Below are 21,179 nucleotides of genomic sequence, written 5' to 3' on the forward strand. Positions count from 1 at the left end.
TTTTTCAGTGTTATCCTTGCGCTTAGCTTGTAATGTTTAAGGACATCTATTGAGCGATTGGAAATGCCCTCATTAAGCAAAGACGCTGAACTGGAACTTTTGAAAGAGGCCTTTGGAAAGATTGGAGACCAAACGGACTGGCAACCATTTCTGGACAAGGTCAGTGAGTTTCTGAATTGCAAAGCATGCGCGGCAGAATATCTCAGCAGTGGATTTGCAACAGGGCGGTTTACCGGACTAGCGCATGCAGACGCCTTCAAAGACTTTTTGAGTGGCCCTGTCCACCATCAAGGGGTGCCCGCGTTTAAGTTTTTGCTTGAATTGGCCCAAACAGGTGCCGTGTACCAAATTCACGAAGGTCACATATCAAAGCTCGATGCACCTGACACATCTCTTACATCTGGAATTGAAGCCTCATCCCGATCGGCGATCATTCGCATTATACGGGATAGCTCAGGCTCGACCATGATGTTCGGCCTGCGCTTTGATGGCGTATCGCTGGCAGAAACGACCTCAGCAGAAACCGTTCTTGCTTTTACAAAAGTGTCCAAAATCCTGGAGACCTGTTTCGAGGCGATCTCAAACATTGACTCGCTAAAGCGGAAAAGCCGTATTCAGCAAGCTTTTGCGAACCATTGCACGGTTCCTTCCGTTCTCGTTAACAGACAGCGCATCGTCATAGCTGAACATGAAAACGGGCTATCGGTTCTGGCAGATCTGGACGTCGGGCTTATGGCGCGGGGGAAACTGCAGATCCGGAACAGAGAGCTGGAGATGCTTCTGTCGGATATATCGTCCGCCCCCCCCACTGCAAGAGTCCCGCATAAGACTGGTCAAAAACAAGATACCAAGTCAGAAAGCGCTCTTTTCCGGTCCGGTTTTTGTCTTCGTGATCAGTCGGGCAACTTAAACCGGGTTACCATCGAGGCGGTATCGGGAGATAAACATGACCCTTGGATTCTACTCCGTGTTTGCCAGCCAGCCAACATACCGGAATCCGTTGAGACCATCCTGCAGGAAGAACTCGGCCTTTCACAGTCCGAAGCGCATCTTGCCCGGTCTTTGGCGGAAACCGGCTCCGTTTCTGCAACCATCGACTTGCTGAACATCACGCGCAACACCATGAAAACTCACCTTCGCCGGATATTCGACAAAACAGCCGTGCGGACACAACTGGAGTTGGTCCAATTGGTGTACCGGCTATCCGGGCTGGTGTGACAAAAGCGCCCAAACATCGGCAATCAGCCGGCAAATATTTTAAAGAATAACTACGCTAAAAAGACAAAAAAATGGGGTCGCGCAATTACGACCCCAAGTTGATCACTGTGCACGTGGCCCCATCGACCACACTTAAAGGTTTAATACATATTAATAATGTATGCATCACCCAAATGGGTGACTGCTCAAGGATTTTGTAATAAAATTCGCGCATTGCGTGCATTGAAAATCATTCACACTCAACTCACTCACAAGCAATTAACACTGAAGAACATTCTGAGGTGCAGCCCCCTGATCGTGCGGCGTTTGCGCCATACATAAGGTTGGTGTATGGCTGCCCGCCATGTTTTCTATTCCGGAGCATTCCCCAGCGTGACTGCAGATTCAAATACGCCCTTGCTCGATCAGGTGTCCTCTCCGGCCGATTTGCGCAAGCTCGATGAAGTCGAGCTCACTCAGTTGGCCGACGAGTTGCGCACCGAAACCATTGATACGGTTTCCATAACCGGAGGGCATTTGGGCGCCGGTCTGGGTGTCGTGGAGCTGACGGTCGCGCTGCATTATGTCTTCAACACGCCCGACGACAGAATTATCTGGGACGTTGGTCACCAAAGCTACCCGCACAAGATCCTCACCGAACGGCGGGACAGGATCCGGACCCTGCGCCAGCCAGGAGGCCTGTCGGGTTTCACCAAACGTTCTGAGAGCATCTACGACCCGTTTGGCACCGCCCATTCGTCGACATCGATCTCTGCCGGTCTTGGCATGGCGGCTGCCCGCGATCTGAAAGATGGCGACAACAACGTCATTGCCGTCATCGGCGACGGGGCAATGTCTGCGGGCATGGCTTACGAGGCCATGAACAACGCAGGGCATCTCGGCTCCCGGCTTGTGGTCATCCTGAACGACAACGATATGTCGATCGCACCACCGGTCGGCGCAATGTCCGCCTACCTCGCCAAGCTTGTCTCAGGTCCGACTTACCAGTCGCTGCGCGGTGCAGCGAAGAACATCGTCAAGAATTTCCCGAAACAGCTGGCTGAAAAAGCGGCCCGCGCAGAAGAGTATGCCCGGGGCTTCTGGACCGGCGGCACGTTGTTTGAAGAGCTGGGTTTTTATTACGTCGGCCCGGTCGACGGGCATAACCTTGAGCATCTCCTGCCGATCCTGAAAAACGTCCGCGATACGCACAATGGACCAGTCCTGATCCATGCTGTCACCCAGAAGGGCAAGGGCTACGCGCCGGCAGAGGGCGCGAAAGACAAGTATCACGGCGTTGCAAAGTTCGACGTGGTCACGGGCAAACAGTCCAAACCGAAGGCCAATGCGCCGAGCTACACCAATGTGTTCGCAACGTCTTTAATCAAGGAAGCGGAAGAAGATGAAAAGGTGGTCGCCATCACAGCGGCCATGCCCGATGGCACCGGCCTGAACCTCTTCGGCGAAGCCTTCCCGGAGCGCACCTATGATGTCGGCATTGCCGAACAGCATGCGGTGACCTTTGCGGCCGGCATGGCGACGGAAGGCTATAAGCCGTTTGCCGCGATCTATTCGACGTTCCTGCAGCGCGCCTATGATCAAGTGATCCATGACGTCGCTCTCCAGGGACTGCCCGTTCGGTTTCCGATCGACCGTGCAGGTCTCGTCGGCGCAGATGGAGCCACCCATGCCGGTGCGTTTGATACCGCGTATCTTGCGTGCCTGCCGGGCTTCGTGGTGATGGCTGCCTCTGACGAAGCCGAACTCCGGCACATGGTGGCGACTGCTGTTGCCTATGATGACGGCCCGCTCTCCTTCCGCTATCCGCGCGGCGAAGGTGTTGGGCTAGAAATGCCGGAACGCGGCACTGTTCTGGAAATCGGCAAAGGCATTGTGCGGCGCGAAGGCACCAAGGTGGCGCTCCTCTCCTTCGGCGGACGGATGGCTGAGTGTTTGAAAGCCGCAGATGAATTGGATGCCGCCGGTCTTTCCACAACTGTTGCAGATGCCCGGTTTGCCAAACCGCTCGACATGGATCTCATCCGGCGGCTTGCGCGCGAACACGAAGTGCTTGTGACGATCGAAGAAGGATCCATCGGCGGTTTCGGCAGCCATGTCCTGAGCGCACTGGCTCAAGAAGGCGCGCTGGATGCCGGCCTTAAGATCCGCACCTTGACCCTTCCGGACACATATCAGGATCATGATAAACCGGCGTCCATGTACGCGTCTGCCGGTCTCGATAAGGACGGTATTCTCAAAACAGTCTTTGCAGCGCTTGGCACCGAATTCATGACCGGCTCGCAACGCGCATGACTTTTTGTCAACCAGGTCATCTTTGAATGGCGTATTTGGACAAGCACAAGACGCGAAACCTCGATTGACAGAATTGTCTAAAACCACTTAACGCTAGATAGTAGTTGTAATTGCGCCGGCACTTCGCTGGCGCTTTTGTTTTCGCCCGATTTGGAGACACTCGCTGGTAGGCTGCGATGCTCCGGAGGCTGCCATGGCACAGACACTTCTCTCAGTATCCGCTCTTTTGCTTTCGGTCGCTCTGCTCATTTTCGGCCACGGCCTGCAGACGACACTCTTGCCGCTGGCCGCGGACCGGTTTTACTTCAGCGACTTAGAGATTGGCGCGGTCTCGTCAGCCTATTTTGTCGGCATGGTTTTGGGGTGTCTCGGGGCGCCAATGCTCATCATGCGGGCCGGACACATCCGGACATTTGCAGCGCTCGTTTCGTTGATGTCCGCCGCTGCAATCCTGCATCCGGTCATCGTCGATCCAATTGCCTGGGTCCTCATTCGTATAGTGTCGGGTTTTGCGCTCGCCGGATTTTATATGATTGTCGAAAGTTGGCTCAACGAGAGTGCCACGAACGAAAATCGCGGTACGATCATGTCAGTCTACATCGTGATCCTGTTCGGTGCCCTTATGCTAGGGCAGGTTTCAATCGCGACCATGAGCATCGCGTCCTTTATTCCCTTCGTAATCGCCTCTGTAAGTGTGAGCCTTGCTGTCATGCCGGTATCGCTGACAACATCCGCACAGCCGGCTCCAATTACCCTGGTCCGATTCCGGCCCGTTCAGCTTTATAAAAATTCGCCAGCCGCGTTTGTCAGTATTTTCTTTATCGGAATCTCGCAGGGCGCGTTGTTGACACTAACCCCTCTTTATGGATCTCAAATTGGTCTCGGAACGAATGAGGCAGCCTTTTATGCAGCAGCGATTATTGGCGGAGGATTGATTGCCCAATGGCCGGTCGGCCGGTTATCCGACAGCATTGACCGGCGCCTTGTTCTTATCTTTCTCAGTTTGGCAACGGCCGCGTCCTCGGCTGCCATCGTGGTCTTCTCGCCAAGTGTATTCATGATCGCTGCCGGCACAGCCGTTCTTGTCGGCATGTTCTCGCAGCCGCTCTATGCGATCGCCGTTGCGCACGCGTTTGACCACGCAGCACAAGAGGATTTTGTTGAGACCTCATCCGGCATGCTCCTGTCCTTCGGTATCGGCTCAATCGTCGGCCCGCTGATCGCTTCGGCATTGATGGGCCAAATGGGTCCCTCTGGCCTCTACGTGATGGTGATTGCCTTCAACGTCTTGATGGCCGCATTCATCTTCACGCGCGTCCTGACCCGCGACGCCCTGACGGCCGAAGAAAAGACAGACTTCGAATATGCTGCAACGGCGCAGGTCGGTACCGTTATTTCGACTGAAGAGCTAAACGCTGAAGACGAAGAGTATGTCATCCCGCCGGAAGAGTTCCCGGCTTATGAAGATGACATCTACAACTTCGACACTGAGGCTTCTAACGATACGGAAAAAGACGAGACCGAGGCTGTTCCCGCCGATGATACAGTTGGCGCTGACACATCACTCAAGGACGGCGCCCCGGAAGGCGCCCCCTCCGGGACTGTGTCAGAGGAACCAGCAAAACCGGCAAACAAAACCTGACGTGTTGGAGTCCTTTTGAGCGGACAATCGGACTTCTGCGCTGTTTCGCCGCTCGACAGAAGTCCGCATTCAGCTTATAGCCGCCCCATGGAACGGCGCATGAGCACACTGCGGATTTTGCGGCAAGAGCGGACACCATTGGTGGCGCTCACGGCGCTTGCGTTTGCCGTCCGGCTGATCCTGATCACACTCGGCACTGCCCTCGCACCCACCGGCTCGATTGCTGGTGACGGGCTGGCGAGCCTCTGCCTCACTGCGGATGTAGACCCTTCCACCCAAGGTGCGCATGACCCGATCACCTGCACTTGCGCGACGAGCTGTCCGCACGGCTGTGCAGCTGGCCCGTGCCTTGCTCCGGCGCAGATTGAGCGCTTGTCGGCCAATGATCCGATAGGCCTCAACACGCCCCACCACGCGCAACGCGCACCACAGTTTCCCTTTGGCAAAAGCGGTCCAATTCGTGCGCCGCCTGTCCTTCGTGTCTGACCCGAACCAAACACTCAGAACACGAGGAATATTCAAATGAAACTCTGGACTTCCGTTGCAGCAGCTGCTGCGCTTTCGCTCGCCTCCATGACTGCTGTTGCCGCCGATTATTCGGCCGGATCCCTTGACCTGTCGAACGCCTGGACCCGGGCAACACCGCCGAAAGCCAAGGCAGGCGGTGGCTTTATCGAAATCATCAACACCGGAACAGAGGCAGACCGTCTTGTCTCAGCCAACTCCGACGTCGCGAAGAAAGTCGAGCTGCATGAAATGGCCGTCACCGACGGCGTGATGAAAATGCGCGAGATGGAAGAGGGCATTGAGATCCCGGCAGGCGAAACCGTCGCCTTGAAGCCCGGCGGCTTGCACATCATGTTCATGGGACTGAACCAGTCCTTTGAGGAAGGCACGTCCATTCCGGTGGTTTTGACGTTTGAAAAAGCTGGTGATGTTGCCGTCGAGTTGCTGGTCGCCAAGATGGGTGCCAAAGCCATGGATCACGGCAAAATGGATCACAGTGGTCATGACCACAGCAAGATGAACCACAACTAAGTCTTTAAGGGAGAGCCAACCATGTCAGGTTTGAAACTCTTCCGGTACGTGGCTTGGGCGGCAGTCGCCGTCCTTGCCTGCGTGGCCGGCGCGCTTGTCTATCTGCAAACCACCTCCAGCAACAATTCCGGGGCCTTGATTGAGCCGCTCGCTGCCATCGGCGGTCCTTTTGAACTGGTCAGCGGAGATGGCGAAACCGTCACCGACCAGACGTTGGCCGGAAAACCGACGGTATTGTTCTTCGGCTTCACTTATTGCCCGGACGTGTGCCCCACAACCTTGTCGGAACTGCAGGGCTGGATTGAGGTCCTGGGTCCGGATGCAGACAAACTCAACTACGCCTTTGTCAGCGTTGATCCGGAGCGGGATACCCCGGATGTGATGCGCGATTATGTCGGAGCCTTCGATGACCGCATCCTGGCACTGACCGGGTCCCGCGAAAACGTGGATGCAATGCTGAAGGCCTATCGGGTCTATGCAAAACGGGTTCCGCTTGACGACGGCGACTATACGATGGACCATTCTGCGGCCGTCTATCTGATGAATGCAGACAACAAGTTCGTCGGCACCATCGCGTACGGCGAAGTGGAAGAAACAGCACTGGCCAAACTCAAGCGGCTGATCGAAAATGCCCCGGCCTCGTCCTGACGAATTGCGACAGGATTGCGTCGGATAGTTTGGATGAAAGGATAAGGGCGGAATGCAAACGTCACTTTATTTCGGACTGGCGCTTGGCGCGACAAGCCTTGTCGCGCTGTCCGCAATGCTGTGGCTCTATGCAGGCGAGCGGGTTTATGTCGACCGTCTCATCTCCGCAATTGCCGGGTGTTTTTGACAACCCACCGTCCCTTTCCTTTCTGATTAGCCCGTTCTGATGTCCAAACAGCGTCTTGATCAGCACCTTGTCGACACCGGTCACTTTCCCTCCCGAGCCCGTGCCCGGGATGCGATCTTGCGCTGCACAGTTTCGGTGAACGGCGTGGTCTGTGGCAAACCAGCTCAAAAAGTCGCCGCGGATGTTGTAATTGCCGTGGAAGATCCCGCGGCAGGCTACGTCTCCCGCGCTGCACTGAAACTGATCGAAGGACTGCGTGCCTTTGATGTTTCACCGGCAGACAAGATTTGCCTTGATATCGGCGCGTCGACCGGCGGCTTCACACAGGTTCTGCTGCAAAACGGGGCAACAAAAGTCCATGCCATAGACGTCGGGCATGACCAACTGCACGACAGCTTGCGCAGCGATCCCAGAGTTTTGGCCCAGGACGGGCTGAATGCGCGCGAGCTTACCCTTGAGCACCTCAGCGGCGATCAACCCGAGCTGCTGGTCTCCGATGTCAGCTTCATTTCCCTGAAACTCGCTCTCCCTCCTGCTCTCGATCTAGCAGCGCCGGGGGCGGACGGAATTTTTCTAGTGAAGCCGCAGTTTGAAGCGGGCAAGGACAACATCGGCAAAGGCGGGCTGGTGGATCCGGAGATTGCCGAGGCAACAGCCAAGCACCTGCAAGATTGGCTCGGGACCGTGCCGGGCTGGACCGCCGGGGACTTGATCCCCTCTCCGGTCAAAGGCGGCGACGGCAACGCCGAATGGCTGCTTTACGGGAAGAAAGCGGCCTAAAGCCGACCTATCGCTTGCCCCGACCTGCGTTCGCCTGTATCGCTCGGCCATGACTGAGACGCGACTAGAAATCACCGAGCTGGGCCATCGGGGAGATGGCATTGCTATCACCGATACCGGGCCTGTTTATGTGGCCGGAGGCCTGCCAGGCGAGACTGTTGAGGCCAAGGTCCAGAACGGCCGAGCGCGGAAACCGGTCTATCTGACCCAATCGCCGGACCGTATTGAGCCGGTGTGCCGGCATTATGCGGCCTGTGGCGGCTGCTCGGTGCAGCATCTGGCCGAGGCGCCCTATCTGTCGTGGAAACGGAACCTCGTCGAAAAAGCACTCAAAACCCAGGGCATAGACGCTGAAGTGGCACAGACCATCGCAGCGACCGAAGGCGGACGGCGGCGGGCGGTCTTTACGGCGACCCGGGCCGGGCGCGCGGTTCTTCTCGGCTATCATGAGAAGGCCAGCCACAAGCTGGTCGACATTTCTGAATGCCCGGTGCTCGATCCAAGCATCACCAGCGCACTCAAGGGCCTGAAATCCCTGGCCGCTGATCTGGTGCCGAAGAAGGGCGACCTCCGGATAACCGTGCTCAGCACCACCTCAGGTCTGGATGTCGCCTTTGACAAGGCCGACAAGGCCTATGACCGCAAGATCCCGGCGTTGAGCCAGAAGACCGTGGAGCTGGATCTGGCCCGCCTCAGTGTGAACGGCGAAGTCCTTCTGGAAGTGCGCCCGCCCTTGCTCGACATGGGCGGCACCGTCCTCGTCCCGCCACCGGGAGGCTTTACGCAGGCAACGCATGCCGCTGAAGAGGCGCTCTCAGAACTTGTTGCCGCAGGTGTTGGCAAGGCCAAGACCGTGGCAGATCTGTTTTCCGGTGTCGGCACCTTTGCGCTGAGACTTGCCCGTGCAGCCAACGTCCATGCGGTTGAGGGCGACTCAGCTGCGATTGCCGCGCTCGACCGGTCCTTACGCAAGCCGCAGGGCTTGAAGAAGGTGACCTTTGAAAAGCGGGATCTTTTCCGCCGCCCGCTGGTGCCGGAAGAGCTGGAGCCGTTTGCCGCGGTTGTTTTCGATCCGCCGCGTGCCGGAGCTCAAGCTCAGGCTGAGATGCTGGCAAAATCGAAAGTGAAGACGATCGTCGCCGTCTCCTGCAATCCGGCGACGCTGGCCCGGGACTTGAGGATCCTGATCGACGGGGGCTATGCGCTTCACTCTGTCACCCCGGTAGACCAGTTCCACTTCTCGCCCCATATTGAGGCGGTGGCAGTTTTGAAACGGGAGTGAACCATGGCTGCGGTGACAAATCGGAATGCGTCTGACAAAGAGGGCTTGCGCCGGTCACCGCCCCCGATTGCCAAAGTTGCCCGCAGGCTTCGCTATGCGGCCCATCAGGGCAGCCGTGTCGCGCTCTACACCTTACATTCCGAAGCTATGCGCCGCATGAACCTGCGGCTTCAAAAGGACCTGCCCGAAACGCCGAAAGTCACCCCGGAAGGCCCAGTCCCGAGCCAGCGCCGCATGCTCACCGACATCGTCAGGTTGTTTGCCGAGGACATAAAGGCGGTTGAAGATGGCATCTATCCGATGCCTTCAGACGGCACCCTGAGCCCAAGGGAGCTGTTGCAGACCAGCCAGGCCTTTTTCAAGGATGTGCCCAAAGTGGCGCGGCGGCGGGCCGAAAACACCCATCAGGAAGTCAACCAGGACGGCCCGGCCTTTGCCGATGCGCTTCCACGCTATTACCGCCAGAACTTCCATTTCCAGACAGATGGCTGGCTGTCGGAAGACAGCGCACGGCTTTATGATTTCCAGGTTGATGTCCTGTTTTCCGGGGCAACGGCTGCAATGCGGCGCAAGGCCCTCCTTCCCTTCGCGGAAATCCTGAAACGCAAGGACCAGCGCAAGATCGCCTATGTCGACATTGCTTGCGGCACTGGTGGCTTGCTCCGCCCTGCGCTCAATGCTTTTCCACGCCTGTCCGGGATCGGATTGGACCTCTCAGAGCCCTATCTCAACGTTGCCCGGGATCGGTTCAAAAGTCCGCGCGCCGGATATGTGACCGCGCTGGCCGAAGAGCTGCCCTTCGCGGACAACTCGCTCGATGTTGTCTCGTGCGTTTTCCTTTTTCATGAATTGCCCCCGAAAATCCGGCGCCAGGTTTTAAGCGAGGTGGCCCGAGTCCTGAAACCAGGCGGTTCGTTTCTGTTCGTCGACAGCCTGCAAACCGGCGATGTGCCGGATTACGACGGTCTCTTGACGATTTTTCCGCAGCTGTTCCACGAGCCGTACTATACCTCTTATCTGAGTGAGGACCTCACAAGCCTGTGCGCGGATGTGGGGCTTGATGAACGCTGGATGCGGCCCGCCTTCGTGTCCCGAGCTGCAGAATTCGTGAAGACCACCTGACCTTTCAGTATTACTGAAATTTTTCTGCATCTTGTCTTGTGACTGAAAGCCGAAGGGCGTATATCCGGTCTTATGAGATTGGATCATTGGCTCTTGCAAACAGGGGAAAGCCGCAGCGCCTTCGCGCGCCGGGCAAACCTGTCCCCTGCCTCCGTTACCGCCCTGTGCAACGACCCGAATGTCTGGGTGTCGCGCGATATGGCCCGCAAGATCGCCATCGCCACGAATGGCGAAGTCACTCCAAACGACTTTCTCGGACTAGCTACAACCAAGGAGCATCCCGTGTCCCAGGCCCGTGTCGCAGAAGCAATCCGCGCATTCGAACGTGGAGAAATGGTGGTCGTGACAGACGATGACGACCGTGAAAACGAAGGCGATCTGATTGTCGCCGCCTCCAAGGTCACGCCTGAACAAATGGCGTTCATGGTTCGGCACACATCCGGGATCATCTGCGCGCCGATGACTGTGGCCCATGCGCGGCGGCTGCGCCTCGACCCGATGGTTGCGGAAAACGATGCGCCGCTCGCAACAGCCTTCACCATTTCTGTCGACTACCGCCAGGGCCTGACCACCGGGATCTCGGCTGAAGAGCGTTGCTCAACTGTGCGGGCGCTGGCCAACCCGAATGTTGGCGCAGACGATTTTGTCCGTCCCGGCCACATCTTCCCACTGGTTGCCAAGGAAGGCGGCGTCATGATCCGGTCCGGGCATACGGAAGCCGCTGTCGATCTGTGCCGCCTGGCCGGCCTTGAACAGGTTGGTGTGATCAGTGAACTGGTCAATGACGACGGCACGGTCAAACGCGGCGCGCAGGTTGCCGAATTTGCCGCCGAATATGATCTGAAGATGGTGTCGGTCTCCGACCTGATCGCCTGGCGCCAGCGCACAGAACGCATGGTTGAGCGGGTCAACGAGCAGCCGGTCGAGACCATTGCAGGCCCGGCTTACGCCATGACTTATTCCACGCCTTACGACCCGATGCACCACGTTGCCATCGTCTATGGTGATATTCTGGATGGTCGCAGCGTGCCGGTTCGCCTGCAGCTGGAATCAGTACTGGACGACACGTTCGGGGATGCCCGCCCGCTTGACACCATCATGAAGCATTTTGCCGACCGGGGACGCGGCGTTGTTGTCTATCTGCGCGAGGGATCTGTGGGGGTTGCCCGTCAGTCCACCAGGCCAAGATCGGATTTCGAAGCTGCGGAAACCGAAGACCACAGCTCCGCGCAAGCTAGACAGGAACAATGGCGGGAAGTCGGACTGGGTGCTCAAATTCTTAAAGATCTGGGTGTCAGCTCCATTCGTCTGCTGGCCTCCCGTGAGCGGCACTACGTTGGGCTGGAGGGATTTGACATCAAGATCGACGAAACAGAGATCCTCGACTTGTGAGGTCAACAGATTGGATAATGCTGCATGAAAGATCAGGTGGTCGACAAGGAAGCCGAGAGCAAGGGATCTGAAAAGCCAGCTCCCGCGCCGTTCACAATCGGCTACGACCGACGGAACAGCGAGGCCATCGTCTATGGCTGTATGCTGCTTGCAGGTCTCTTCGCAGTCGTGAGCATCGTGTCCGGCATGTACCTGTTGCTGTTTGCAGCGCTTGGTCCAGCGGTCATCGCCTATTGGCATTTTCCAATGCTTGAGAAAAAGCGCCCACAGTTGGGCGCGAATGAGGATGGACTTTTTATCGACCGAATCGGCTTTATCGATTGGGGCGCCATCCGGATGATCGATCTGACCCGCACGAGTGTCCGCAGCATCGAGTTGATCAAACTGAACGTGCTTCTAACCCGCCCATTGGAAGACGCCGTCACTCAAGGCCAGCACACACCCTTGTGGAAGCGGTTCACAATGCGCAACTGGAAGCGCAGCAAACGCGAACACGGCCGGGAGCTGATTTCCGTCAACCTGCACACCCTTGTCGGCGACCCGGACGAAGTTCTGACCCGCATCCGGACGTTCAAGTTTGTCTAAACCTTCGGTCGTTCAATCTTAGCCGACCTGGCCGCGGTGGCGGATCATGTGGTCGGCCAAAACGCAAGCCATCATGGCCTCTCCAACCGGAACGGCACGAATGCCGACGCACGGATCGTGGCGGCCTTTGGTCATCACGTCGACTTCTTCGCCCTGACGCGTGATCGATTTGCGCTCTGTCAGGATCGACGAGGTTGGTTTGACCGCAAAGCGCACCACCAGCGGATCACCGTTTGAGATCCCGCCGAGCACACCGCCGGCATTGTTTGTCAGGAACACCGGTCGGCCGACATCATCCACGCGGATTTCATCGGCGTTTTCTTCACCGGTTAAGGTCGCGGACTCAAAGCCGTTGCCAACTTCAACGCCCTTTACCGCATTGATGGACATCATCGCTGCGGTCAGGTCCGTATCCAGTTTGCCGTAGATCGGCGCGCCCCAACCAGCTGGCACACCTTCCGCCACGATTTCAATCACCGCGCCGACAGAGGACCCCGCCTTGCGCACCCCGTCGAGATACTCTGCCCACTGGGCAGCCGCTGCCGCGTCGGGACAGAAAAACGGGTTGTTGTTGACTTCCGCCCAGTCCCAATTGCCGCGATCAAGTTTATGCGGCCCAACCTGAACCAGAGCGCCGCGGATCGTGACACCCTGCAGAACCTTCCGCGCAACGGCACCGGCAGCAACACGCATCGCCGTTTCACGGGCAGAGGATCGCCCACCGCCGCGATAGTCGCGAATGCCGTATTTCGCATCATAGGTGAAATCGGCGTGGCCTGGGCGGAACCGATCCTTGATTTCCGAGTAATCCTTGGACCGTTGATCCGTGTTCTCAACCATCAACGAAATCGGTGTGCCAGTTGTTTTCTGCACGCCGTCTTCATCAACCATGACGCCGGACAGGATCTTCACTTCATCAGGCTCACGCCGCTGGGTCGTGTACTTGGATTGGCCGGGCTTACGCTTTTCCATGAAGCCCTGAATGTAGGCTTCGGTCAGCGGAACGAGCGGCGGACAGCCATCAACAACACAGCCGATTGCAGGTCCGTGGCTTTCCCCCCAAGTGGTGACCCGAAACATGTGACCGAAACTGTTGTGCGACATCCGTGGCTTTCCCAAAAAGCAGCGTGAACCAAGACTGCGAGCGATAAGCCATCCGCCCTTGAAGCTCAAGCCCATGAGGCGTTGGAGCGGTCTTCTATTTCGACGCACGTCAAAATGATAGAAAACAAGAAAATCGCTGATTGATCAAAAACAGATCACCTATACGTGTGAACCGGCGATAGACCCGTTTTTATAAAACCGGATTTGCCAATCGTTAAACACCAATCTTTATCGTGTTGCCCTAAGTTGAGGTCAGCGGGATTCTATCGTGCGCATTCGTGGTTGGCTAACAGGTCTGATCATTTTCTTGCTGGCGCCAAGCCTGCTCTTTGCCTCGCTTTGGTTTTACGGGAATTTCGAAAGTGTCCGCGCGATTGACCGCAGTTTGAAGGGCGTTGGCCTGCTTCAAGCGCTGGGACCACTGACGGAGGAAAAGTCGCGTGGCGTTCCGTCACTGGAGATCCCAGACGACTACCGCAACCAGCTTATCCGCTTCGGTGGCCCTGATTATGCGGACTATCTGGACACCCAACTGACAGAATTTGCGACGGAAGAAGATGTCTCCAAATCGCTGAGACATGCCAGAAGTCTGGCACTTTCGATTGCGGCCCTTGCCAAGATCTCATCATCCAGTCCGTACGAGACAACAAAACTCCCTCATTTGCTGACTGAAATTCTGCCCTCCGTCATTATCGAAACGTCGAAAATGCGCGAGAATGCCGAACTCCTGTCTGCAAAGGACACCATTAACGTCTGGGACAAGATGATGGTCCCAGTCCAAGGTGGTCAGTTCAAAGTGGCCGCCGATGGTGCGGCCCGCGACACCGTGTTGCTATTCACGGATCTCACCGGCCCGGCAGCCGATGCCCTGCGCCTCAAGGCTCGCCAGTACCGGGAAGCAAACGTGGCTTTTCAGACCCAGGGTGCGAAATTCTTGACCTCGACGATACAGGCCCAAAGAGGTGCCGATATCGACGCCGAGCCCGTTATAACTGCGGAGCCCATGCTGGTCGAGGCAGCGTACACGCTTTGGCGGGAGACGCTGGATTATCTGCGAAACGCGTTGATCGCGGAAAAGCAGGACACGATTCAAGCGGTCTCCTTGGCAGGTGCTGTAGCAACAGCCGTCATTCTCATCGCCTTTGGCATCGGCGCTGTTCTTGTCAGGGCACTTGCCGACCGGACCCAAAAGGAGTTCGAGAAACTTGGATTTCACGATCCGCTGACCGGCCTGCCGAACCGCAGAGCTCTTCTGGAAGCGCTGAGAACCGTGCGTCCGTCCAGCGCAAACGGCACATCGGGCCTTGTCGTGTTCGATATCCGTCAGTTTCGGAAAATCAATCATCGTTTCGGGGACGAATCTGGCGACATGATCTTAAGGGCCATTGCGAGCGACCTCACGGCGGTTGCAGGTCCTAAAGACTTCCTTTGCCGGACGGGAGGCAGTGAGTTTGCCCTGCTCCGCCGGGACGCCAACTGCATCGCAGACTTTGAAGCCTTTGCCCGGAGGGTCTTGAAGAAAATCTGCTCGGTCAAGGTGGTGGAAGGCCAGGAAACCGTAATCGATGCCAATGGTGGGGTTTCCTTCCACAAGGCCAGCACAGCACTCAGCGAAAACATTCTGACGGACGCAACACTTGCCTTGCGCGCGGCCAAACAGAAGGGATCGAAAGAGCTCGAAGTTTTCTCGCCGATGATGCGTGCCATATTCGAGAGCAACGCGGAGACCGCCAAGGAAGTCCTCTCGGCTCTGGAACATGGCAACATTGTTCCCTGGTATCAGCCTCAGGTGGATATCCACACCGGACAGATCATCGGCGCGGAAGCCCTCGCCCGTTGGATAGATGGAGATCAGGTCCGCTTTCCAGGCGCTTTCCTGCCCGCCGCAGAAGATGCCGGATACATGGAACTTATCGAAACAGCGGTTCGTGAGAACGTGCTCTCGTTGGCAACGACGCTCGAAACCCGGGACATGCATGGCATTCATCTCGGATTGAACGTTTCAGCGAGCTTTCTGGAGCAGGAAAATGTTGCTGAAGAGATCTACGCCAAGATCGTCAGCCTCGGTCTTAAGCCTTCCAACTTCAACCTGGAAATCCTTGAAGCCGTCATGATCGACGAGATCGCAGCCATGCCGGTCAAGGCCAACATTGCGCGCCTGTCAGAGCTTGGCTTTTTCATTGAACTCGATGATTTCGGCACCGGCCATTCCAGCATTTCAAGTCTACGGGACCTCAAGGTGGATCGCGTGAAGATCGACCGCAGCTTTGTCACCGGTGTTGACACCAATCCCGGCCTGCAGAAGTTCACAAGCGCCCTGATCAATCTCGCCAAGAGCCTCGATATCAGTGTTTTGGCAGAAGGCGTTGAAACCGAGGGCGAACGGCTCTGGCTACAGCAAAACGGCTGCGACTACATTCAGGGTTTTCTGGTCTCAAAGGCTATTCCGGAAGGTGAAATCCTGGACATGATCCAGCGGCAGTCGGTCTTGAACGCGGACGGCAAGATGTATGCTGTAACCGCGTGAGCCTCTAAACTTGCGAATTCTAGCGGCGGATCAATTGGTGATCTGAGAAGCTGCGACCCGGTCTGCGAGCCTCTTCTTGAAATCGATGGCAGCCAAAGACAGGCCGCCATTGGCCCCGTCCACAAAGTGGATGTGCTGGTTGTTGGACACATCCTGCACGAAACAGGTCATCAGGGCACTGTCAGACACATGGAGCCCGTAGATCAGCTGGCCTGCTTCTGACTGGCTTTCCAGATACGTTTTCAGCGCGCTCAACTGGTCTGGTGTCAGGTCGAGAACAAGCTGCAAACTGTCCCCGAGCTTCCTGTGATCTGTGTTGAGGCTGAGTTCTTTAATATATGTCTTGGGCTCGAAGGGCCCTGCCCGGCGTCCGGTGTAGTACCCGTACATAAAGAAAAGGCTCTCCACGATCCCCATGAGATAACCCTTCAGCCAGCGGCCCGGCGACCCGAAACTTGCTTCCAGGGACAAGGTGCGCGGCGGAAACCGGAACTTCAGACGCGGTCCCTCTGCCAAACGGAGCTTTTCGTCGTCTGTCAGCGGATTAAAACCAAGTCCACCGGCCAATCCCTCGATAATCTGCGGCAAACTCTCGTCCGTCGCCGGTTTCAAGATGACGGAAACGATGTGTCCATTTTGGGCATCCAACGGTTCCCATCTGCAGGACAATCCGCTCAAAACGGGATCATCGGAAGATGCCGCCAAAGCATAGGGCTTTACGGCCTCGGGGTCTTTGAGGATCCTGTCCGCGATCAGCAAGCCGTCGCCGATGATCATGGCAAGGTGATTTCCCGGGCTGAGGCAGTATTTGCGGACTTTGATGTCGCCGCCTCTTTTCCGGATGTCTGCAACCGGAATGGACGCAGCCCGCAATTCCAGATCCACAACATCCCGTGCCAGAGCAACAACGCTGGCGATCGCTTCCTCTGCGAGTTTTCTGTCGGCCTCTGGAACGACGACAACAGCCCCATCCCCGCCGAAAACAAAGGGCACGCGCTCTCGGTCAGTCTTGTTGAGGACAGCGGCAATGACGGCCGCACCGACCATGTTGACGTGCTTATAGCGTCCCGCGTTAATGGCGTCGCGGGATCGAACGATGTCGGCAGTCAGGACGACCCAGTCTTCCGGAACGGGAATGAAATCGTTACGTATGTTGTCCGACTTGAAATCTTGGCAGCTAGGAAGCTCGGAATAGAAGTCTTCTGCGGACATGTCTTTGTCTCCGTATGAGTACAGATTCATACGGACTGAAGCTCGGCATCCGATGACCGCACCGACCGCTTTCAGTTCACATATGCGTCAAGACACCGGCCCCGTAAGCGGCCGGGTTGCTCTCAGATTGTTTCAACAGCGGTCATCTGGCTGTCCCGCCAAACGAACACCTTGTCTTGCGGAACATCGTATTTCGGAACCTTGTCCGTATAGCCACCTTCCAGAAGACCGCGCAGAACCCGGAAGACACCGCCATGGGACACCACGACCGAAGGACGGTCAACGGTCACAAGCCACCGTCCGATGCGATCTGCAAGCATCTCATAGCTCTCCCCGCCCGGCGGCACGAAACGCCACTTGTCCGAGCGCCGTTGTTCGACGAGATCCGGATCATTTACGGCCAGCTCTTCAAGCGTGAAACCTTCCCAGTTGCCGAAGGTGATTTCCTTCAATTGGTCTTCGAGCCGGTACGTATCCGGCGCAAGGCCCATTTCCGCCCTCACACGTTCCATCGTCGCCCGTGTCCGGCCAAGCGGAGACGCGACAAAGTCCAGAGAAACCGGGTCGATCCCCTCCTTCTCCAAAAACGCCTTCAAAAGCGCGCCATTGTTGGTCGCTTGGCCTTCGCCGTGGGCGTTCAAGGGAATGTCCTTCTGGCCCTGCATCCGGCCTTCGGCATTCCAGTCGGTCTGACCATGGCGGATAAAAATCAGGAATCCGGGATCAAAAAGCTTCTTCAGATATTCAGGGGCTTTGGGCGCAGGTACGATCGTCATGAAGATGTCCGGATATGGAAACGCTCCGGCAAGATATAAGCCGGAGCGCTGAAATTGGAATATGCCCGGCGGGGCCCGCCTCGGCTTGCTGCCTGAGCGTCAATCTTTGACGACGGAAATATCCGGCGCATCGACGGCTTTCATGCCGACGATGTTATAGCCGCAATCGACATGCTGGACTTCGCCAGTGACACCACGGCCAAGATCGGACAAGAGGAACAGGGCGCTGTCGCCGACTTCCTCAATGGTAACAGAGCGGCGCAGCGGAGAATTGTATTCGTTCCACTTCAAGATATAGCGGAAGTCGCCGATACCGGACGCCGCCAGCGTCTTGATCGGTCCGGCAGAGATCGCATTGACGCGAATGTTTTGCGGTCCGAGATCCATAGCGAGGTATTTGACGCTGGTTTCCAGAGCCGCCTTGGCAACACCCATGACGTTGTAGTGCGGCATGACTTTCTCTGCACCATAGTAGGTCATGGTGAGAATCGACCCGCCATCGGTCATCAGCTTTTCCGCGCGCTGGGTGACAGCGGTTAGCGAGTAGCAGGAGATGTCCATCGTGCGGGCAAAGTTATCGGCGGTCGTATCAACGAAACGGCCGGTCAGCTCGTTCTTGTCGGAGAATGCAACGGCATGAACCAGAAAGTCGATCTTGCCCCACTTTTCTTCAAGCGCCTTGAACACGTCATCGATGGACTGAGTGTCGGTCACATCACAATGCCCGGCCACAAACGCACCCAGTTCGTCCCCAAGCGGCTCCACGCGTTTCTTCAGAGCGTCGCCCTGGTATGTGAGGGCAAGCTCGGCACCGGCATCGGCAAGCGATTTGGCGATCCCCCAGGCAATTGACTTCTTGTTTGCCAAGCCCATGATCAAGCCACGTTTGCCGTTCATCAGTCCGCGCGTTTCCGCCATCGTATTCTCCGATTAGGATTCCATTCACCACCCGAGCGGGCTGGCCTCCTATGGCACAAGGCATTTTCTCCTTCAAGTCAGACCGAGACGGAATGAAGCGTCGACGGGGGCCGGTTCAATCACTATGTTGGCCGCAAAATTTGATCACGGAACAGGACGAGAATCCCGACTATGGAGCCCTCCCCTCACGCTGAACGCTTCGCCGAAATGATCGGCGCAGCCAACGTATTGACGACCGCCGAAGACCAAGCCCCGTTCCTCACAGAGTGGCGTGACCTCTATAAAGGTGTCACGCCAATGGTGCTGCGGCCAGGATCCACCGAAGAGGTCAGTGCGGTGGTGCGCTATGCCTATGAGAACGATCTGAAGGTCGTCCCGCAAGGCGGGAACACCGGGCTCGTCGGCGGTCAAATTCCGCAGGAATCCGGGGACGAAATCGTTCTTTCTCTCACCCGGATGAACAAAGTGCGGGCCGTCGATCCGGACGGTTTCACGCTGACCGTAGAGTCCGGCGTGATCCTTGAGACGGTGCAAAACGAGGCTGAAAAAGTCGATCGCCTGTTCCCGCTGTCACTCGGCGCGCAAGGCTCCTGTCAGATCGGCGGCAACATTTCGACCAACGCCGGGGGCACCGCCGTGCTGGCTTATGGCAACACCCGCGACCTGGTTCTCGGGCTCGAAGTTGTGCTGCCGACGGGTGAGATTTGGAACGGCCTGCGCACCCTTCGCAAGGACAATACCGGTTATGATTTGAAACAATTGTTTATCGGTGGAGAGGGCACCCTGGGGATTATTACGGCAGCCTCTTTGAAGCTGTTTCCTAAGCCGAAGAAACTGGAAGCTGCGTTTATCGGCCTCGCCAACCCGCATGCCGCGTTGAAGGTCTTTTCAATGGCCAAGGCGCAGGCCGGACCGCTGCTCACCGGTTTTGAAATCATGCCGCGTGTCGGCGTGCAATTCTGTCTCGATCATCTGGACGGGGTACGGGATCCCTTGGAAGGCGAACACGCTTGGTATGTGCTGATGGAGCTGTCCAGCGGCTCTGAAGTGTTCCCGGTCAGGGACCTTATGGAAGGCATTCTGGGCGAAGCTTTTGAAGCCGAGCTGGTTGAAGACGCAGCCTTCGCCCAGAACCTTACCCAGGTTCAGGACTTCTGGCACATTCGCCACGGCATGTCGGAAGTCCAAAAAGCCGAAGGCGGATCCATCAAGCATGATGTCTCTATACCGGTTGCCTCTGTTCCAGACTTTCTCGATGAGGCGATTGCTGCCGTCGAAGCATTCGTTCCCGGGTGCCGGACGGTGCCATTCGGCCACTTGGGCGACGGCAACATCCATTTCAATGTCAGCCAGCCGGTTGGCGCGGACAAGGAAGCCTACCTCGCAAAATGGGACGAGATGAATGCGATCGTCCACGGCATCGTTGCAGCTTTTAGCGGCAGCATTTCTGCCGAACACGGCATCGGGCGTTTGAAGAAGGATCTGCTGCGCGACGTCAAATCTGAGATCGAGCTCGATCTCATGCGCCGGATCAAATCGGCCTTCGATCCGAAAAACCTCATGAACCCGGGCCGGGTACTCTAAATATACTGAAAATGGGGAGGTGCTCGCCTCCCCTAGGCCGTGTGCCTCGTCGGGCTCAACACGCAAAACTGCTGCTTTGAAAAATCAGCCACTTGGCAATATCCATCGGCTGCGCTCACTCCCCTTTGGAGTAAATGTCTATTTTTACTTCCAACAGTGAATGCTGTACTTGCCGGTTCGGTAAACGGCGTCAAAAGGTAGGCCAAACGGATTGGCGGAGCATTCCTGCTGAGGCGTGCAATTGTCAAACTTACCACATTGCAGCGATTTATGCCCTGAACAGGAACGCACAGACCAACCGACTTAGCGGCGATTGCTGACCCGATAATTTCATTCTGTGAAGTAAATGCCTGTTTAGACGAATTTTTTGATTCTGACCAAGTGGTCAAAAGACGGTTTACCCCGCCTCAGTCCTAAGTTCCTAAGGCCAGGTTTTTCCCACAAATCCACTGCCGAAAAGGCAAATTTTCAAAAAAAATCGGGTCCATCCTGAATTCGGGCCGTTTTTTCGGCGAACGCCGCCTTGGGAAAATTCTCATTATTTCTCAGCGCGATCGCAGAATTCACATACAAAGAATTCCCTATTTTCGCGCTTACCTTTTGAAAACTTCTGGATAATTTTCGAAATAGTTAAAAATTTCCTAAAATCCAAACTTGCAACGGCAGGAACCAATAGCAGACCAAGGAGGAATACTGGGCGGGATCTAGCTCTCTGCTCGGCGGCGAGTAAAAGGGCAAGTCTCCTTCCCCAATCAACAGAATCGAAGACTGGGCATCTACAAAAATTACAATACAAAACGTCTATGACCCCATAAAAATTAGCTATTTGAAAATATGGTAAGCAAATAGTTAACGTTGTCATAGGCAAGAAT

General features: G+C 56.4%; 18 protein-coding genes. 14 read left to right on the plus strand and 4 right to left on the minus strand.

What is annotated here, in order from left to right:
- The first annotated feature begins 63 nt into the window (after positions 1–63).
- The 12 genes from ACQY4Z_RS06935 to ACQY4Z_RS06990 all read left to right on the plus strand — a co-directional run bounded on the left by ACQY4Z_RS06935 (position 64) and on the right by ACQY4Z_RS06990 (position 12,186).
- Positions 64–1,218, plus strand: coding sequence for a helix-turn-helix transcriptional regulator (locus ACQY4Z_RS06935; RefSeq protein WP_428527864.1), 1,155 nt, complete (start codon positions 64–66; stop codon positions 1,216–1,218).
- 330 nt (positions 1,219–1,548) lie between these two features.
- On the plus strand, positions 1,549–3,510 hold the full coding sequence (gene dxs, locus ACQY4Z_RS06940; RefSeq protein WP_428527866.1) for a 1-deoxy-D-xylulose-5-phosphate synthase: 1,962 nt from the start codon (positions 1,549–1,551) through the stop codon (positions 3,508–3,510).
- Positions 3,511–3,703: 193 nt separating this feature from the next.
- Positions 3,704–5,152 carry an MFS transporter gene (locus tag ACQY4Z_RS06945; RefSeq protein WP_428527868.1) on the plus strand — a complete coding sequence of 483 codons (1,449 nt, stop codon included), beginning with the start codon at positions 3,704–3,706 and terminating at the stop codon, positions 5,150–5,152.
- 99 nt (positions 5,153–5,251) lie between these two features.
- Positions 5,252–5,638: a hypothetical protein gene (locus ACQY4Z_RS06950; RefSeq protein WP_428527870.1), complete on the plus strand. Its 387-nt coding sequence runs from the start codon at positions 5,252–5,254 to the stop codon at positions 5,636–5,638.
- A gap of 36 nt (positions 5,639–5,674) precedes the next feature.
- Entirely contained in the window at positions 5,675–6,190 is a 516-nt protein-coding gene (locus ACQY4Z_RS06955; protein WP_428527872.1) for a copper chaperone PCu(A)C, read from the plus strand.
- Positions 6,191–6,211: 21 nt separating this feature from the next.
- On the plus strand, positions 6,212–6,838 hold the full coding sequence (locus ACQY4Z_RS06960; protein ID WP_428527874.1) for an SCO family protein: 627 nt from the start codon (positions 6,212–6,214) through the stop codon (positions 6,836–6,838).
- 52 nt (positions 6,839–6,890) lie between these two features.
- Positions 6,891–7,025: a hypothetical protein gene (locus ACQY4Z_RS06965; protein ID WP_286189728.1), complete on the plus strand. Its 135-nt coding sequence runs from the start codon at positions 6,891–6,893 to the stop codon at positions 7,023–7,025.
- Positions 7,026–7,064: 39 nt separating this feature from the next.
- The gene (locus ACQY4Z_RS06970; RefSeq protein WP_428527876.1) at positions 7,065–7,805 is read left to right on the plus strand and encodes a TlyA family RNA methyltransferase; all 741 of its coding nucleotides are present in this window, start codon (positions 7,065–7,067) and stop codon (positions 7,803–7,805) included.
- Between the two features lie 49 nt (positions 7,806–7,854).
- A complete protein-coding gene (locus ACQY4Z_RS06975) occupies positions 7,855–9,087 on the plus strand; it encodes a class I SAM-dependent RNA methyltransferase (RefSeq protein ID WP_428527878.1) in 1,233 nt (410 codons plus the stop codon).
- 3 nt (positions 9,088–9,090) lie between these two features.
- Positions 9,091–10,209: a class I SAM-dependent methyltransferase gene (locus ACQY4Z_RS06980; RefSeq protein WP_428527880.1), complete on the plus strand. Its 1,119-nt coding sequence runs from the start codon at positions 9,091–9,093 to the stop codon at positions 10,207–10,209.
- A gap of 72 nt (positions 10,210–10,281) precedes the next feature.
- Positions 10,282–11,601: a 3,4-dihydroxy-2-butanone-4-phosphate synthase gene (ribB, locus tag ACQY4Z_RS06985; protein ID WP_209176947.1), complete on the plus strand. Its 1,320-nt coding sequence runs from the start codon at positions 10,282–10,284 to the stop codon at positions 11,599–11,601.
- Between the two features lie 24 nt (positions 11,602–11,625).
- The gene (locus tag ACQY4Z_RS06990) at positions 11,626–12,186 is read left to right on the plus strand and encodes a hypothetical protein (RefSeq protein ID WP_428527883.1); all 561 of its coding nucleotides are present in this window, start codon (positions 11,626–11,628) and stop codon (positions 12,184–12,186) included.
- 18 nt (positions 12,187–12,204) lie between these two features.
- On the opposite strand, the gene aroC is transcribed toward ACQY4Z_RS06990, so the two are convergent.
- Entirely contained in the window at positions 12,205–13,290 is a 1,086-nt protein-coding gene (aroC, locus tag ACQY4Z_RS06995; protein WP_428527885.1) for a chorismate synthase, read from the minus strand.
- 268 nt (positions 13,291–13,558) lie between these two features.
- Here aroC and ACQY4Z_RS07000 point away from each other — a divergent pair, with 268 nt between their 5' ends.
- A complete protein-coding gene (locus ACQY4Z_RS07000) occupies positions 13,559–15,817 on the plus strand; it encodes a putative bifunctional diguanylate cyclase/phosphodiesterase (RefSeq protein ID WP_428527887.1) in 2,259 nt (752 codons plus the stop codon).
- A gap of 30 nt (positions 15,818–15,847) precedes the next feature.
- On the opposite strand, the gene ACQY4Z_RS07005 is transcribed toward ACQY4Z_RS07000, so the two are convergent.
- The 3 genes from ACQY4Z_RS07005 to fabI form a co-directional block, all read right to left on the minus strand.
- Complete coding sequence (locus ACQY4Z_RS07005; RefSeq protein ID WP_428527889.1) at positions 15,848–17,029, minus strand: DUF3095 family protein; 1,182 nt, start codon at positions 17,027–17,029, stop codon at positions 15,848–15,850.
- Positions 17,030–17,151: 122 nt separating this feature from the next.
- A complete protein-coding gene (locus tag ACQY4Z_RS07010) occupies positions 17,152–17,805 on the minus strand; it encodes a histidine phosphatase family protein (RefSeq protein WP_428527891.1) in 654 nt (217 codons plus the stop codon).
- A gap of 99 nt (positions 17,806–17,904) precedes the next feature.
- Positions 17,905–18,723 (minus strand): enoyl-ACP reductase FabI, encoded by an 819-nt coding sequence (gene fabI / locus ACQY4Z_RS07015; protein WP_428527893.1) that lies wholly within the window; start codon positions 18,721–18,723, stop codon positions 17,905–17,907.
- Between the two features lie 171 nt (positions 18,724–18,894).
- Between fabI and ACQY4Z_RS07020 the strand changes: the two genes are divergently transcribed.
- Positions 18,895–20,307 carry an FAD-binding oxidoreductase gene (locus ACQY4Z_RS07020; protein WP_428527895.1) on the plus strand — a complete coding sequence of 471 codons (1,413 nt, stop codon included), beginning with the start codon at positions 18,895–18,897 and terminating at the stop codon, positions 20,305–20,307.
- Positions 20,308–21,179: the final 872 nt, after the last annotated feature.

The sequence above is a fragment of the Roseibium sp. genome (genome assembly GCF_965276855.1).
Classification (GTDB): Bacteria; Pseudomonadota; Alphaproteobacteria; order Rhizobiales; family Stappiaceae; genus Roseibium.

What these genes read in the sequence shown, in the direction of transcription:
- ACQY4Z_RS06935 (WP_428527864.1), top strand. Translation starts at nt 64, where the DNA reads ATGCCCTCATTAAGCAAAGACGCTGAACTGGAACTTTTGAAAGAGGCC.
- dxs (WP_428527866.1), top strand. Translation starts at nt 1,549, where the DNA reads ATGGCTGCCCGCCATGTTTTCTATTCCGGAGCATTCCCCAGCGTGACT.
- ACQY4Z_RS06945 (WP_428527868.1), top strand. Translation starts at nt 3,704, where the DNA reads ATGGCACAGACACTTCTCTCAGTATCCGCTCTTTTGCTTTCGGTCGCT.
- ACQY4Z_RS06950 (WP_428527870.1), top strand. Translation starts at nt 5,252, where the DNA reads ATGAGCACACTGCGGATTTTGCGGCAAGAGCGGACACCATTGGTGGCG.
- ACQY4Z_RS06955 (WP_428527872.1), top strand. Translation starts at nt 5,675, where the DNA reads ATGAAACTCTGGACTTCCGTTGCAGCAGCTGCTGCGCTTTCGCTCGCC.
- ACQY4Z_RS06960 (WP_428527874.1), top strand. Translation starts at nt 6,212, where the DNA reads ATGTCAGGTTTGAAACTCTTCCGGTACGTGGCTTGGGCGGCAGTCGCC.
- ACQY4Z_RS06965 (WP_286189728.1), top strand. Translation starts at nt 6,891, where the DNA reads ATGCAAACGTCACTTTATTTCGGACTGGCGCTTGGCGCGACAAGCCTT.
- ACQY4Z_RS06970 (WP_428527876.1), top strand. Translation starts at nt 7,065, where the DNA reads ATGTCCAAACAGCGTCTTGATCAGCACCTTGTCGACACCGGTCACTTT.
- ACQY4Z_RS06975 (WP_428527878.1), top strand. Translation starts at nt 7,855, where the DNA reads ATGACTGAGACGCGACTAGAAATCACCGAGCTGGGCCATCGGGGAGAT.
- ACQY4Z_RS06980 (WP_428527880.1), top strand. Translation starts at nt 9,091, where the DNA reads ATGGCTGCGGTGACAAATCGGAATGCGTCTGACAAAGAGGGCTTGCGC.
- ribB (WP_209176947.1), top strand. Translation starts at nt 10,282, where the DNA reads ATGAGATTGGATCATTGGCTCTTGCAAACAGGGGAAAGCCGCAGCGCC.
- ACQY4Z_RS06990 (WP_428527883.1), top strand. Translation starts at nt 11,626, where the DNA reads ATGAAAGATCAGGTGGTCGACAAGGAAGCCGAGAGCAAGGGATCTGAA.
- aroC (WP_428527885.1), bottom strand. Translation starts at nt 13,290, where the DNA reads ATGTCGCACAACAGTTTCGGTCACATGTTTCGGGTCACCACTTGGGGG.
- ACQY4Z_RS07005 (WP_428527889.1), bottom strand. Translation starts at nt 17,029, where the DNA reads ATGTCCGCAGAAGACTTCTATTCCGAGCTTCCTAGCTGCCAAGATTTC.
- ACQY4Z_RS07010 (WP_428527891.1), bottom strand. Translation starts at nt 17,805, where the DNA reads ATGACGATCGTACCTGCGCCCAAAGCCCCTGAATATCTGAAGAAGCTT.
- fabI (WP_428527893.1), bottom strand. Translation starts at nt 18,723, where the DNA reads ATGGCGGAAACGCGCGGACTGATGAACGGCAAACGTGGCTTGATCATG.
- ACQY4Z_RS07020 (WP_428527895.1), top strand. Translation starts at nt 18,895, where the DNA reads ATGGAGCCCTCCCCTCACGCTGAACGCTTCGCCGAAATGATCGGCGCA.